The organism is Paenibacillus barengoltzii NBRC 101215, from assembly GCF_004000745.1.
Classification (GTDB): domain Bacteria; phylum Bacillota; class Bacilli; order Paenibacillales; family Paenibacillaceae; genus Fontibacillus; species Fontibacillus barengoltzii.
In genome coordinates, this window is record NZ_BILV01000004.1 from 15,913 (window position 1) to 30,828 (window position 14,916).

The following is a 14,916-nucleotide window of genomic DNA, read 5'->3' on the forward strand; positions in this document are numbered from 1 at the left end:
ACTGATCCTCCTAAGCAGCCTGTGAACACTCAATAAAAGATGCTACTCATTGTTCCCAGCGGGGAATGGGGACAAACCCGAAGTTTTCCGTTCACCCGGCTTTCTGGGCTAGAAACACGCCATAGGATAAATGGTTCCGGTAACGTTGCAGGAAAGCTTCATTTTCTCTGAAAAAGGTACCCACGGCGGGATCCTGCAGCGCCTCCAGGTCAATGACCCGGTGCGGGTCCCAAGCGTTCTGCCAATCGAAGGCTATCGCTCCGCCTCCGTTCCCTTTCTCGTTCTGTCGTCCATTTGGGGCCGCATCGGGTTCTGGTCCCCACTGCCGAACCTCCTGAAAACCGGCATCCCGCAGCATCCGCATCCAGGCGGCAGCGTCAGGCAAACGCAGATTGCCGTACAGCTCGCGCATTTCCCTCTCCAGCGCAGGGTGAGGCTGGGTCTGAAACAGCTCGCGGTCCCACACTTGCCCACCCTTGCGCAGGACGCGATGATATTCACGGAACGCCTTCACCGGATCAGCGGCGAACACCGTAACGGACTCGGCGATGACCGCATCATAGGTGTCCGAGCGCAGCGGGATGGCGGTGATATTGCCTTGAATCCATTCGATTTGCAGTTGCTGCTGCTGGGCTCGTTGCTCGGCTTTCTCCAGCATTACGATACTTTGATCCATCGCCGTGACCTGTGCTCCCATCTGGGCTAACAGGCAGGCTGTTCTGCCCGTTCCGCAACCTACCTCCAGCACGCGCAATCCAGGTGTTATGCCAATAAACTCCATAAAATCAAGGGTTCCCTTAAATCCCCCTGGATGTGCCGAGCCTTCCCCCACGGCGGCGATGATTTCGTGGTAGTTCATCCTATAGCTGCCCCTCCTTTATCAACTTCCCGACTTCTCTCAACAGCAGAATATGCCGCGGCGCCTCCAGCGCGATTAAGATAGGCGTTCACCTTGGGAGTGGCCTCGGTTTTGAAGTTTTGTTTTCATTAGCGGGACATTCGCCCTGTACAAATACCCGGGGGATGAATAGGATAAATGAGCATTCGAGAGGGGAGGCACGAGTCTATGCAACAGATCTATCCGCTTAGCGTAGATACCTGCAAGCCGCATATCGGCAAAACCGTATGCGCGGTACTTCGGGACGGCCGCTATTACATTGGTACGATTACCGATGTGAACGAAAAGGGCATTCAGCTGAACGGAGGATATGCTTCGGGAGCCAACGTTCTCTCTACCCAACCCGCTAAAGCCAAGAAGCAGCTCCAGCAGCTGAAATCCAAATCCAAAGGCAACCCTAAAGCGTCAACTAAAGCGGTTCCCCACACCAACGAGCAGGCACTAACGAAGGCGTATGGGTATGGGCCAGGGTATCCTTATTATGGGGGATATCCGGGAGGCGGCTATCCGTATTATCCTCCTTATGGCGCCTATGCGTTTGATTGGGCGGCGATCGCTTTGCTGTTCCTGATTCCGTTTCTGTTTATCTGATCAGGCCTGTGCCGATATGCGGCGATTCGAGTCAATTTCGTATTTTGCGGAAATTGGCTCTTTTTTTTGTGCAAGTTTATAGAAGAAAACGCTTCATAAAAGGGCTTTCCGATGTATAATGTACATAGTTGTAGACAAGTAGACAAGATTACGCGGAAAAGAGGTTGAATCATGTTCAGAGCTACGGAGGACCAGGAATTCTACGAGTTGCTAAGCCCTACGCTCCTGCCTAAAGCGTCAGGATTCTTATGGAACGAAACGATGATGATTCATATGAACTGCCGGGGATATGCCGTTGCCCAATTTATGCAGCCGGAGCCGGCTAAGTATTCGCATGCCCCAAATCTGGAAGCGAAGACGTTTATGCAGCCGGAACAACCTTACTATGCACATCATCCGGGCCGTTTCGTGTATGTGAAGGACGAGGAGGATCAAAGTCTGTTTTCGGCGCCGTATGAACCGATGCGGGTTAAGACCGACAGCTATTCTTTTGCCTTGGGACAGAGCCGGATTGTCTGGAAGGTCGAGCATCAGGGCGTGTTGATTGAGATGACCCTTAGCTTGCCGAAGAAGGACCCGCTGGAGCTCTGGCGGGTGAAGGTGACGAACGTATCGCAGCGGGCGCGGAAGCTGAGCATCTACCCGTACTTTACCGTTGGTTATATGTCTTGGATGAACCAATCCGGCCAATACCATGAGGACCTGCGGGCGATCGTCTGCTCTTCAGTGACGCCGTATCAGAAGTACCAGGATTACGACAAGATTAAGTTTTTCCGTGATAAAACGTTCCTGATTGCCGAACACACCCCGGTGTCTTGGGAAGTGAACCAGGAGGCGTTCGAAGGAGAAGGCGGGATCACGCGTCCGTCCGCGTTGGAGCAAGCGGAGCTATCGAAGGGAGATGCGCGGTACGAGACGCCGGCAGCGGTCATGCAATACCGGATGGAACTGGCGGCAGGAGAAACGCGGGAATACCGCTTCCTGTTCGGTCCAGCCCGCGATGAGCAGGAGATTGCACAAATTCGGGAGACGTATTTTGGCAAGGCCGATGGTGCATCGGGTGAGGATGGATTTGTGGCTGCTGAACGTGAATACGACCAGTACATCCGGGAAGGTCGAGGTTGCCTGACGATCTCCACTCCTGACAAGGACCTCGATCTGTTCGTCAATCGCTGGTTGCCGCGGCAAATTTATTATCATGGCCAGACGAACCGCCTGACCACTGACCCGCAAACCCGAAACTATTTGCAGGATCATATGGGCATGAGTTATATCAAGCCGAAGATCGCGCGGGCCTCGTTCTTAACGGCGCTGAGTCAGCAGAAGGCAAACGGCGCCATGCCGGACGGGATCGTGTTGCATCCAGACGCGGAATTGAAATATATCAACCAGGTGCCGCATACGGACCACTGTGTCTGGCTGCCTATCTGCCTGAGCACGTATTTGGATGAAACGGGTGACTACTCAATTTTGGAGGAAAAGGTGGCCTATGCTGACAGTGAAGAAGCCGAACCTGTATATCTCCATGTTGATAAAGCGATGCGTTGGTTGATGAACGACCGCGACGAGCGGGGGCTGAACTACATCAATCAAGGCGACTGGTGCGACCCGATGAATATGGTTGGCTACAAAGGGAAAGGGGTATCCGGATGGCTGACGATCGCCACGGCGTATGCGTTCCAGGTTTGGGCCGGCATTTGCGAGAACAGCGGACGGCCTGAGGTTGCCCGGGATTACCGTGCGGCGGCGGAGGAGACCAACGAAGTAGTAAACCGCTACCTGTGGGACGGCAATTGGTATGCACGGGGCATCACTGACGATAACGTCGTGTTTGGGATTAGTACCGATGAAGAAGGCCGGATCTTCATCAACCCGCAGGGTTGGTCGATGCTGAGCGGCGCGGCCGATGCCGATAAACGCGAGAAGCTGATGCGCGCAGTTCGCGAGCAGTTAGAGACGCCATACGGCGTGGAGAAGCTCGCACCTTCCTACACGAAGATGCGCGAGGATGTCGGCCGGGTGACGCAGAAGCACCCGGGGTCCGCAGAGAACGGTGCAGTGTACAATCATGCCGCCGCCTTCTATATTTACGCGTTATATACGGTGGGTGAGCAGGACGATGCGTTCCGGCTGCTGCGCAAAATGCTGCCCGGCCCGGATCTTGAGGACATCGTGCAACGGGGGCAACTGCCGGTATTCATCCCGAACTATTACCGGGGAGCTTATCGGCAATTCCCGCGGACGGCAGGGCGCTCCAGCCATCTGTTCAACACGGGCACGGTGCCGTGGGTGTACCGCTGCTTGATCGACGGGCTGTTTGGCGTGCAGGGCACGAAAGACGGCATCCGCGTGAATCCGCAGCTTCCGTCCCATTGGAACGAGGCAGCGATTACACGCGAATTCCGTGGAGCCACACTGCATGTTGAAATTCGGCGGGACGCAGCAGTAGCGGAGACAACAGTTTACGCGGATGGCGAGCTGCTGCCGGAAGGTGTGCTGCGGAATGTGCAGCCGGGCAAGACTTATCGCGTGCAGGTGAAGCTGCCTGCCGGAGCGTAAGCGAAAGCGGCGGAGGAAAAAGCAAGAAGCGTAAGTGTGATGGGATCCCCCTCGCGCTTGCGCTTTTTTTGCGTTGTCTGTTTGGTATTCCATGCGTCTCCCTCATCAAATTTAAGAAAAACTTTATTTTTTCCTCCCATTCTTCTTAATTTATAAAAGGTATCTTAAAGGGGAAGAAAAGCTAGGGGGAAATTGACGTGAAAAAGTGGATTATCTGCCTAATGATCCTGGTGCTGCTGGGATACGGGGTTTCTAAATTTAAGGCCGAAATCGTGCGGACGCCGGAGGACTCAGATTCAAGACCGCGTGTAGAGGACGTTGAGCCCATTAATGATCCTGCTTCCGATTCATCGCAGGGTGCAAAGAGCATGACGATTGATGTCACCAAGGAGATGATATATCAGGGTGATCTGCTGCTGGTGAACAAGGACCATCCCGTTCCCAAGGGGCTACATCCTGAGAAAGAAGCGGTGAGCCTGATCAAGAATCCTGAGTTCATCGACGGATTTGGCGTGTTAGATAACCAAGTCCTGTTGTCGCCGCGCATGGCGGAACGTTTTGCAACGATGGTGAAGGCCGCCGGGGAGGAAGGAATCAACCATTTCCTGATCAGCAGCGGGTACCGGGACGAAGAGAAGCAGGACGAGCTGTACCGCCAAATGGGTTCCAAGCTGGCATTGCCGGCCGGATACAGCGAGCATAACCTGGGGCTGTCGCTGGACATCGGGTCGTCCCAAGCGGAGATGAATGTCGCCCCGGAAGGCCGGTGGTTGAAGGAGAATGCATGGAAATATGGATTTATTTTGCGATACCCGGACGACAAAACGGCGATCACAGGCATTCAGTTCGAGCCTTGGCACTTCCGGTACGTGGGTCTGCCGCATAGCGCCATCATTCACGAAAACGGGTTTGTGCTGGAGCAATACTTGGATTATCTGAAGGAGCAACAGTCGGTGAGCATCACAGTACAAGGCCAGAAGTATCACGTCTTCTACTATCCGGTATCCAAAGATCGGACCATTGAGGTGCCGGCGCAGGGCAGTTATGAGATTTCCGGCAATAATATGGACGGCGTTATCGTCACCGTTCGCGAGTAGTTCGGCAGTGAGCCCGAGTCTGGATATCATGAAAGTGAGGGATCTGATGGAGCCCATGGGAGCACAACGCTGGCGGAAGGACGTGAGCATTCGTGTGCTGTTCGCCTTGTATATATGCCTTTTAGTAAAAATCATTTTGTTGAAGTTTCATCCTATGGAGCCGGCCTGGCTTTGGGGACGATTGCTATCGAATTTGCATTCCCCTGACTTTCTAGGTCAACGATTGCAGGCAGGCAATCTCGTTCCTTTGCGGGAAATTACGCGAAGCCTAAAGGGGATGACGGCGCATGAGATGATCAACCTGTTTGGCAATGTGCTGATTTTTATGCCGTTTGGGATACTTCTAGGACTGGTATTCCGCCACAAAGACATCACTTGGATCGTGACCTTGGTTTACGCATTTGCAGCGAGTTTCAGCTTGGAATGCGCTCAGCTTCTGCTGGCGATTGGTCAATTTGATGTGGATGATCTCATCCTCAATACGGGTGGAGCATTATTTGGTTATTCCTTGTACCGCATCCGAACCGCTGCATTGAAGCAGCAAGGTGGGGTTCGGACAGAAGAAGGATAATGATGAGAATACCGGGGACGTGTATTAAGTAAAATCACAATGCACACTTTTTGTAAGTTGCTTGACAAAAGGAATTGTGGCGGCTATCATTAACTCAAGTTTGATTAATCCAAATTAAGGATATTGGAGAAGTTCGGAATCATGCCTGGTGGTGTGACAGCATTGTTTCTGGGGCAAAATGTCAGGTGGATTAACGAAACCATAAAACCAATCAAGGAGGAATAGAACCATGTCTAAATTGAACATCGGGATTATCCTGGGAAGTACCCGCGATGGGCGCGTGAGCCCGCAGGTCGGAGAATGGGTGAAGAAGCATGCGGATGCTCGCGGTGACGCCAATTATGAAATCGTTGACATTGCAGATTTCAAATTGCCGTTGCTCGGCGAAGCGGATGCCAGCGAGCAAGCCGCGGCTTGGAATAGCAAGTTGAACGGCTTGGACGGTTTCGTATTCATCGTGCAAGAATATAACCACAGTATTACAGGTGCCCTGAAGAATGCGCTGGACTATGCGCGTGAAGCATGGAACAACAAAGCAGCCGGGATCGTCAGCTATGGTTCCGTTGGCGGCGCGCGTGCAGCTGAACATCTGCGCGGCATTTTGGGCGAGCTGCTGATTGCAGACGTGCGTGCACATGTAGCCCTGTCGCTGTTCACCGATTTCGAGAATTACACTGTTTTCAAGCCTGCTGACATGCACTTGAAGAACTTGAACGACATGCTGGACCAAGTGCTTGCTTGGAGCGGTGCGTTGAAGACACTGCGTTAAGATTTATTCCGACTTCGATTTTGAAACCCCTGTACCTAAATGATATGGCGCGGGGGTTTTTTGCATGATTGTCGGTGCAGGTTAGGCCTCGTATAATTAGAATTTGGAACGTAAAAACACAGTCTGGTTGGTAGTCCAGACGCACGGAGCTTTAGGGCCGTGTCAGTAACCTTCCCCCCTCGGGATGTCCGTCGTTCCGATTGATTAGAGGGGGATTGTGCAATGAAATTGACGGTTTATCATGATGGCCAGTTTTGGATCGGTGTCATCGAGGTGCAGGAACAGGGCAAGCTGAAAGCCGCGCGCTACATTTTCGGGAAAGAGCCGAAGGATGAGGAAATTCTCGAGTTTATTCGCTGTCGGCTGGACGCTTTGCTGGAACGACTAACCCAGGAGGTTGCCGTTAAGCCCAGCGAGGTGAAACGGGTCAGCCCCAAGCGGTTGGCCCGGCAAGCTGCTGCAGAACTGAACCGAAGAGGGGCCTCCACCTTTGCCCAGGAGGCGATCCGGCTGGAGTACGAGCAGCGCAAGCGGATCCGCAAGCTCCAATCCCGGGAACAACGGGAGGCAGAGAAGGAGCGGATTCGAGAGCTAAAAGTTCGGAAGGCGAAGGAGAAGCACCGCGGACGTTAGGGGTGATCTCGTTCTCCATCATGCGTCAATAGGAAGAAAGAAGATGGCGAAGCGGGACTTTCGTTCCTGCTCGCCATTTTCTTTTTAGAAACATCTCAATGATATCGATCTTCTGGGGTACGTCGGCATTGTGATGCTTGTCATATCAATGGGGCGGCAGCGTCTGCTAATTGTACCTTAGGAGGTGGACGACACATGAAAGTCAATTATCCCTTGAAGGGAACGCCGGATCTCAAAGAGATCAAGGATTCCCTGAAACCGTTTGGCGGGCGCTGCGCGAAAATTGTCGAAGGAACATTGGAATATCAGATTAAGGATGAGAATGAAAAAGCCGCGTACGAGGCCATGAAAGCTAAAGGTTATATCGGTTAATCCCAGGATTGAAGCCATCATAGAACACACTAATTACTTCAGTAAGTGTCCCTCATTTTTTGATGAAGGGGCACTTTTTTTGTCGAAAAATGGGGATTGACGGTTTTGTATATACAAGTTAAAATGAAAACGCAAACAAAAACATGTATATACAAGTTGGATAAGGGTCGATTGGCATCATGTTCTGTCGTTTGCTGCAAAATAAATGAAATTATCTTCTAGGACTTCAAGAAGGAGGAACCATCCATGAGTAACTATACTCAACCGGCAAACGATTTGCTGAAGCATGTCGGCGGCCGCGAAAATATTTCGGTTGTCACCCACTGTGCGACCCGCATGAGATTCGTGTTAGTTGATCCAAAGAAGGCAGATGTCGAACAGATCCAGGCCATCAAATTGGTTAAAGGCACGTTTACCCAAGCCGGTCAGTTTCAAGTCATCATCGGTAACGAAGTGGCATCATTCTATAACGAGTTCATCAAAATCGCCGGCGTCAGCGACACCTCGAAGGAGGAAGCAAAGGAAGCTGCCAAGAAGAACATGAACTTCCTGCAGCGGATGATTGCGCATTTGGCAGATATTTTCACCCCGCTGATCCCGGCTATTGTGGTCGGGGGTCTGATCCTCGGCTTCCGGAATATTATCGGGGACATCAAAATGTTGGACGGCGGTACGAAAACCCTGGTCGAAGTCTCGCAATTCTGGGCCGGAACCCATGCGTTCCTTTGGCTGATTGGTGAAGCGATCTTCCACTTCCTCCCGGTCGGCATTACTTGGGCTGTTGCACGGAAGATGGGCGCTACACCGATTCTCGGCATTGTGCTGGGGATCACGCTTGTCTCGCCTCAGCTGCTTAACGCGTATAGCGTGGCTGGTGCAACGGAAATTCCATTTTGGGACTTCGGGTTTGCCAAGGTAGAAATGATCGGTTATCAGGCACAGGTCATTCCGGCGATCCTGGCGGGACTGGTGTTATCCTTCCTGGAGTTGAAGCTGCGTAAAATCGTGCCGCAATCGATCTCGATGATCGTGGTTCCGTTCTTTGCACTGGTGCCTACCGTTCTGCTTGCCCACACGGTGCTTGGGCCGATCGGCTGGCATATCGGTTCGTTTATCTCGAATGTAGTCTACTCGGGTCTGACGTCTTCGTTCGGCTGGCTGTTCGCCGCGATCTTCGGATTCGCGTATGCGCCGCTGGTCATCACCGGGCTGCATCACATGACGAATGCGATTGACTTGCAATTAATGAGTGAGCTCGGCGGAACGAACCTGTGGCCGATGATTGCGCTCTCGAATATCGCACAAGGCTCGGCCGTACTGGCCATGATCTTTATCAATCGAAAAAATGAAGAGGAGAAGCAGGTCTCCATCCCGGCAACCATCTCTTGTTACCTCGGGGTTACGGAGCCGGCGATGTTCGGGATTAACTTGAAGTACGGATACCCGTTCCTCGCTGCGATGATCGGGTCGCTGGTGGCAGCTGTGATCTCGGTTGGCACGGGGGTCATGGCTAATTCCATCGGCGTTGGCGGATTGCCAGGCATCTTGTCCATCCAGCCGCAGCATATGGTGACCTTCGCTTTGGCAATGGCCGTAGCGGTTGTGATTCCGTTTATCCTCACGATGGTTTTCGCGAAAGCTAACATCGGCAAAGTATCGTTCAAGAAAAATTAAGCATCCGGCGGAGGAACAGATTTGTTCCTCCTTTGCGATTTTTGTGGGAAAGGGAAGGTGTTGGAAATGACGGAACCTTGGTGGAAGAAGGCGGTCGTGTATCAGATCTACCCCAAGAGCTTCAACGACACGACAGGCAATGGAGTCGGCGATCTGCAAGGGATCATTCGCAAGCTGGATTACCTTGCAGAGCTGGGCGTGGACGTGATCTGGCTGACGCCGGTGTACGACTCGCCGCAACGAGACAACGGATATGATATTCGCAACTATTATCAGATCTTTGAACCCTACGGCACGATGGAGGATTTCGATCAACTGCTGGAGGAAGCCCATCGGCGTGGTCTCCGGATTTTGATGGATATCGTCGTCAATCATACGTCAACCGAGCATCCATGGTTCGTCGCGGCCAAGTCATCCAAGGACAACCCTTACCGGGATTATTACATTTGGCGAGACGGCAAGGAAGGTGGACCGCCAAACAATTGGGTGTCCAAATTCGGCGGCAACGCTTGGCAATACGACGAAACCACGGGGCAATACTATCTTCACCTCTTTGATGTGACCCAGGCGGATTTGAACTGGGAGAATGCCCGGATGCGCCAGGAAATTTATCAGATGATGAAGTTTTGGCTTGATAAAGGGGTGGATGGCTTCCGGCTGGATGTCATCAATCTGCTTTCCAAGGACCAGCGGTTTCTGGACGATGACGGGTCGGTGGCTCCCGGAGACGGACGGAAATATTACACCGACGGCCCGAAAATCCACGAGTATCTGCAGGAGATGAACCGCGAAGTGTTTAGCGGGTACGATATGATGACCGTCGGGGAAATGTCATCCACTTCGCTGGAGCACTGTGTTCGCTATACGCATCCGGACCGGAAGGAACTCGACATGACCTTCAGCTTCCATCATTTGAAGGTGGATTATCCGAACGGGGAGAAATGGGCGAAGGGCGAGCTCGACTTCCTGCGGTTGAAGCAGATTCTGGCGGAGTGGCAGACCGGAATGTACGAAGGCGGCGGGTGGAACGCGCTGTTCTGTTGTAATCACGATCAACCCCGTGTGGTATCACGGTTTGGGGATGACGGGAAGTATCACCGGGAATCGGCGAAAATGCTGGCCACCGCGATGCACATGCTGCAAGGCACCCCTTATATCTATCAAGGGGAAGAATTCGGAATGACGAATCCGGGCTTCGAGCGGATCGAGGATTATCGCGATGTGGAGTCGCTGAACATATACCGCATTCTGAAGGAGCGCGGCATGTCCGAGTCCGATATTTTGGAGATTCTAGCGCAAAAATCGCGGGACAACGGCCGAACACCGGTACAATGGAATGACGGGCCTAACGCCGGGTTTACGACCGGTACGCCGTGGATTCGCCCAGCAGACAACTATAAGGAGATCAATGCGGAGCGGGCGGTCGCGGATCCGGACTCGATTTTTTATCATTATCAGAAGTTAATCCGACTGCGGAAAGAGTATGAGGTGATCACGACCGGGCGGTTTGAACTGCTGGCCGAAGACGACCCGGCGGTATTTGCTTATGTGCGTGACGGCGGAGCGGAGAAGTTGATTGTGGTGAACAACTTTTTTGCGGAGGAGGCGGAATTTAAGCTGCCTGACGGAGACGGCTGGCACGAGTACGAATGTCGGTTGCTGTTGTCCAACTACGCCGATTCCCCGGCGGACCCTCAACATCTTCGGCTAAGACCCTACGAATCTGTGGTATATTATCTTCATAGAACGTAAACAAAGTTTGGGGTCGTAAAGCATGATAAACAAGTATTTGGCGATTCACAATGACATTGTGCAGCAGATCGAGGCCGGAGAGATTGCCCCCCACTCGCTGCTCCCGTCCGAGCATGAGCTGAAGGAGCGTTACCAGACGTCGAGGGAAACGATTCGCAAAGCCTTAAACTTGCTGGCACAGAACGGGTATATCCAGAAGGTACAAGGCAAAGGCTCTATTGTCATTCGTAGCAACATGGTGGATTTCCCCGTATCCGGGCTGGTGAGCTTTAAGGAGCTGGCCGGCAAGATGGGCGAGAAGCCCCGCACCCTAGTCCATGAGCTGTCCCGGGTGAAGCCCGATGCGTACGTGAAGCAGCAGCTCAATCTCTCTAATAAGGATGAGGTATGGAAGGTTGTACGTATCCGGGAGTTTGACGATGAGAAGGTCCTGCTCGATAAGGATTATTTGAACGCGAAGTACGTGCCGTCCTTAACCCGGGAAATCTGCGAGAACTCGATCTACGAGTATTTGGAGAAGGAGCTTGGGCTGAAGATTAGTTTCGCCAAAAAAGAAATCGTCATCGAGGAGCCTAGCGACGAGGACAAGCAGCAGCTTGATCTGGAAGGCTTCCACAACATGGTCGTGATCCGCAGCCATGTCTATCTGGAGGACGCCAGCTTGTTTCAGTACACGGAATCCCGGCACCGGCCGGACAAATTCCGCTTCGTGGACTTTGCGCGGCGAATTCATTCGAATAGTTGAGCTCCCGTGCTAAAAGGCCGCCCTGTTATGGGGCGGCCTTTTTTTGAGATATGGCTGGACATTTAGATGAGTTTATGGGCGTACCACTTCTTCCCGCGGAAGCGCCAGAGGAAGATGGCCCCGCGTACCCCCCATTCGCTGCACATGGCCACCCAAACTCCGAGGATGCCGAAGCCCAGCGTGATGCCAAGCACATAGCCGAGAATGACCCGGAATAACCACATCGTCAGCATCGAGGTGATCGAGGTGAAGCGCGAATCACCTGCCGCCCGCAAGGCAGATGGCAGAATGAAGCTGATCGACCAGAGCGGAACCTGGGCGATGGAGCTCACCAGGAGCACGAGGAAGATATCGTTTACGATATCAGACGGCGGCGAGAAGATGCTCACAAGCGGTCGGAACAGCGGCAGCAAAATCAAGCTAATTAAGGCCAGCGACCCGGACCCCAGCCAGAGGAAGGACTTAATGAACTTCCGCGCATCACTTACGTTGCCGCTGCCGATACATTGACCAACGACGGTGACAATCGTCAGTGAGAGCGCGCCGGCGGGAATCTGGAACACCCCGGCCAGAGAGCCGCCAATGGCATTGGTTGCAATCGCGTAAGTCCCCAGGCTGACAATAAACACTTGGGTCAGCAGCTTGCCGCCGTTAAAGAACAGCTGCTCGGCTGCGAACGGGATGCCGATGAATAGAATTTTACGCAGCATCTCAATCGGGAAGCGGAACAGGTCACTGAGATGCAGGTGAAGAGAGGCTTCCATTTTGAACAAATAATATAGCGCACAGGCCGCGCCGGCGAACCGGGCGATATTGATCGCCAGCGTCATTCCGAGGACGCCCATGTCCAGCAGCGTAATCAACAAGAGGTTCAAAAGGACGTACATCAGATTCATGATCAAGGATAGGGAAAGGGATGCCCGAGTTTTGCCGATGCCCCGAAGTGCGGAGCAGACGGCTTGAACCACGGCCAGCCCGACGTAGGAGATGCTGCTGCCGATCAGATAGACGCGAGCATTGTCTAATACATCGGCCGATGCAGCGCCGAACAGCAGCTTAAGCAGCGGATTGTGAAAGCCGATGAGCAGCAGCCCAATCCCAACGGCGAGCAGGGTCACCGCAGTAACCGTTGCTGCAGAGGCGCGGGAGACGTTACGGTCGTTGCGGCTGCCTTTGTATTGGGCGACCACCACGGTACCCCCGGTCGCGACAGCAACAAACACGCTGATCAGGAAGATATTCAGCGAGTCCACGATGTTGACCGCGCTGACTGCGGCTACGCCGGACGAGCTGATCATGGCGGTATTGACCAGATTCAGGCCAACGATAAAAGCCTGATCGATCAGAATCGGCAGATACAAGGCAAAGATCTGTCGATAATCCATGGACTCGCCGGACAGATGCTTTTCGAGGAAGGCGTTATTTTGCAGACGGGCAAATAGGGGCTTCAACGTCATCACATTCTTTTCTTTATAATGGGTAGATCAATCCAACCTATGAATCTTATTATCGGATAATTCGAAATGAAGCTAAAGCAACCAAGTAACTAACCCGGTTATCGCGGGCAGGGTTGAAGATATCATTTTTGACGGAGCCGTGTCAATGTATTTCGGCAATCTATCTAGCGAGGGATGGGGAAGACCGGGGACATTTGGAAATTGCGGTTCAAGGTGGTACGATGAAGGGGATTGGGTGAATTTGACTTGGGAGGGGATTATTTTGAAAGCGCTATTTATTGGAGGTACGGGAACAATCAGCTCGGCGATTACCCGACAATTGGCGGAGGACAGCTCCTGGGAACTGTATCTGCTGAACCGGGGGACGCGGAATAAGGATTTGCCGCCGGGTGTACATGTCATTGAGGCTGATATTCATCAGGAAGCTGAGGTGGCGAAGAAGCTTGAAGGGTATACCTTTGATGTAGTAGCGGATTTCATCGCGTTTGAACCGGCGCAGCTGGAACGCGATGTGCGCTTGTTTGCCGGGAAAACGAAGCAGTTTATCTTCATTAGTTCGGCTTCGGCGTATCAAACTCCTTTGTCGGATTACAGAATTACCGAAGGGACGCCGCTGTCCAATCCATATTGGGCCTACTCTCGCAACAAAATTGCCTGCGAGGAATATTTGATGAAGGAGTACCGCGAGAACGGCTTCCCCATCACCATCGTGCGGCCAAGCCACACTTATGATGAGCGCTCGATCCCGCTAGGTGTCCATGGCAACAAGGGGTCCTGGCAAGTGGCCCAACGGATGCTGTTGAACAAGCCCGTCTTAATTCATGGGGACGGCTCGTCGCTGTGGACGTTAACGCATAACAGTGATTTTGCCAAGGGCTTTATTGGACTAATGGGTAACATTCATGCGATTGGAGAGTCCGTGCACATTACCTCCGACGAAAGCGTGACCTGGAACCAAATTTACGAAATTATTGCGGATGCGCTGGGTGTTAAGCTGAACGCTGTGCATGTCGCTTCTGAATTTTTGGCGGAGAACGGCCCGTACGACTTCCGCGGCGGACTGCTGGGTGACAAGGCCAATACGGTCGTTTTTGACAATAGCAAGCTGAAACGGCTTGTACCTGGATTTACGGCTACGGTTCGGGTAGATCAAGGGATCCGGCAGACGGTGGAGCATATTCTGGCGCACCCAGAGCTCCAAGTGGCAGATCCTGAGTTCGACGCCTGGTGCGACCGCGTGGTCGGGGCGATGGAAGCAGCAGCGAAGTTCATGAAGGAATAGGCGAGGGACCACCAGTGAGTATCGTTCGTCAACCTACGTTCGTGTTGGCGCCGGATTCGTTTAAGGAGAGCATGACCGCCAAGGAAGTGTGTGAGGCCATGGAAAAAGGGCTGCGCCAAGCGTTCCCCGAGGCGCATTACGTCCACGTGTCGATGGCCGACGGCGGGGAAGGGACCGTCCAAGCTTTGGTCGATGCCACCGGCGGCAGGCTGTGCTCGCTGGAGGTGACGGGTCCGCTGGGAGAGCCGGTTCTGGCGGAGTACGGCCTGCTGGGCGACGGGGAGACGGCGGCCATTGAGATGGCCTCGGCCAGCGGGCTCCACCTGGTGCCGCCAGATCGGCGCAACCCGCTGCAGACCACGACGTACGGCACCGGCGAGCTGATCCGCGCCTGCCTGGATCAAGGCGTACGCCGGATCATCGTCGGCCTGGGCGGCAGCGCGACGAACGACGGCGGCGCCGGCATGGCCGAAGCGCTGGGCGCGCGCTTCCTGGACGCGGCGGGCCGGCCGTTGG

Annotated in this window: 14 protein-coding genes; 12 read left to right on the forward strand and 2 right to left on the reverse strand. The window is 53.4% G+C overall.

Going from position 1 to position 14,916, the window contains the following annotated elements:
* Positions 1–91: 91 nt before the first annotated feature.
* On the reverse strand, positions 92–859 hold the full coding sequence (locus PBA01S_RS01875) for a class I SAM-dependent methyltransferase (RefSeq protein WP_085169982.1): 768 nt from the start codon (positions 857–859) through the stop codon (positions 92–94).
* A gap of 207 nt (positions 860–1,066) precedes the next feature.
* Here PBA01S_RS01875 and PBA01S_RS01880 point away from each other — a divergent pair, with 207 nt between their 5' ends.
* The 10 genes from PBA01S_RS01880 (at position 1,067) to treR (ending at position 11,661) form a co-directional block, all read left to right on the forward strand.
* The gene (locus PBA01S_RS01880) at positions 1,067–1,489 is read left to right on the forward strand and encodes a hypothetical protein (RefSeq protein ID WP_085278736.1); all 423 of its coding nucleotides are present in this window, start codon (positions 1,067–1,069) and stop codon (positions 1,487–1,489) included.
* 171 nt (positions 1,490–1,660) lie between these two features.
* On the forward strand, positions 1,661–4,048 hold the full coding sequence (locus PBA01S_RS01885; RefSeq protein WP_127575182.1) for a GH36-type glycosyl hydrolase domain-containing protein: 2,388 nt from the start codon (positions 1,661–1,663) through the stop codon (positions 4,046–4,048).
* A 197-nt stretch (positions 4,049–4,245) separates the two neighbouring features.
* The gene (locus PBA01S_RS01890; protein WP_028540403.1) at positions 4,246–5,145 is read left to right on the forward strand and encodes a D-Ala-D-Ala carboxypeptidase VanY; all 900 of its coding nucleotides are present in this window, start codon (positions 4,246–4,248) and stop codon (positions 5,143–5,145) included.
* Positions 5,146–5,191: 46 nt separating this feature from the next.
* The gene (locus PBA01S_RS01895) at positions 5,192–5,716 is read left to right on the forward strand and encodes a VanZ family protein (RefSeq protein WP_051417187.1); all 525 of its coding nucleotides are present in this window, start codon (positions 5,192–5,194) and stop codon (positions 5,714–5,716) included.
* A gap of 229 nt (positions 5,717–5,945) precedes the next feature.
* Complete coding sequence (locus tag PBA01S_RS01900; protein ID WP_028540402.1) at positions 5,946–6,485, forward strand: NADPH-dependent FMN reductase; 540 nt, start codon at positions 5,946–5,948, stop codon at positions 6,483–6,485.
* 222 nt (positions 6,486–6,707) lie between these two features.
* Positions 6,708–7,118: a YjdF family protein gene (locus PBA01S_RS01905; RefSeq protein ID WP_016314398.1), complete on the forward strand. Its 411-nt coding sequence runs from the start codon at positions 6,708–6,710 to the stop codon at positions 7,116–7,118.
* A gap of 195 nt (positions 7,119–7,313) precedes the next feature.
* The gene (locus PBA01S_RS22655; RefSeq protein WP_164744063.1) at positions 7,314–7,490 is read left to right on the forward strand and encodes a hypothetical protein; all 177 of its coding nucleotides are present in this window, start codon (positions 7,314–7,316) and stop codon (positions 7,488–7,490) included.
* A gap of 246 nt (positions 7,491–7,736) precedes the next feature.
* Positions 7,737–9,164 (forward strand): PTS system trehalose-specific EIIBC component, encoded by a 1,428-nt coding sequence (treP, locus tag PBA01S_RS01910; protein ID WP_028540401.1) that lies wholly within the window; start codon positions 7,737–7,739, stop codon positions 9,162–9,164.
* 66 nt (positions 9,165–9,230) lie between these two features.
* On the forward strand, positions 9,231–10,916 hold the full coding sequence (gene treC, locus PBA01S_RS01915) for an alpha,alpha-phosphotrehalase (protein ID WP_127575183.1): 1,686 nt from the start codon (positions 9,231–9,233) through the stop codon (positions 10,914–10,916).
* Positions 10,917–10,938: 22 nt separating this feature from the next.
* Positions 10,939–11,661 carry a trehalose operon repressor gene (gene treR, locus PBA01S_RS01920; RefSeq protein ID WP_016314394.1) on the forward strand — a complete coding sequence of 241 codons (723 nt, stop codon included), beginning with the start codon at positions 10,939–10,941 and terminating at the stop codon, positions 11,659–11,661.
* A gap of 62 nt (positions 11,662–11,723) precedes the next feature.
* Here treR and PBA01S_RS01925 read toward each other — a convergent pair whose 3' ends face one another.
* On the reverse strand, positions 11,724–13,118 hold the full coding sequence (locus PBA01S_RS01925) for an MATE family efflux transporter (protein WP_016314392.1): 1,395 nt from the start codon (positions 13,116–13,118) through the stop codon (positions 11,724–11,726).
* A 262-nt stretch (positions 13,119–13,380) separates the two neighbouring features.
* Between PBA01S_RS01925 and PBA01S_RS01930 the strand changes: the two genes are divergently transcribed.
* A complete protein-coding gene (locus PBA01S_RS01930; protein ID WP_036626018.1) occupies positions 13,381–14,400 on the forward strand; it encodes an SDR family oxidoreductase in 1,020 nt (339 codons plus the stop codon).
* Positions 14,401–14,471: 71 nt separating this feature from the next.
* Positions 14,472–14,916: glycerate kinase (locus tag PBA01S_RS01935; protein WP_164744064.1), on the forward strand; the 445-nt coding region annotated here is incomplete at its 3' end.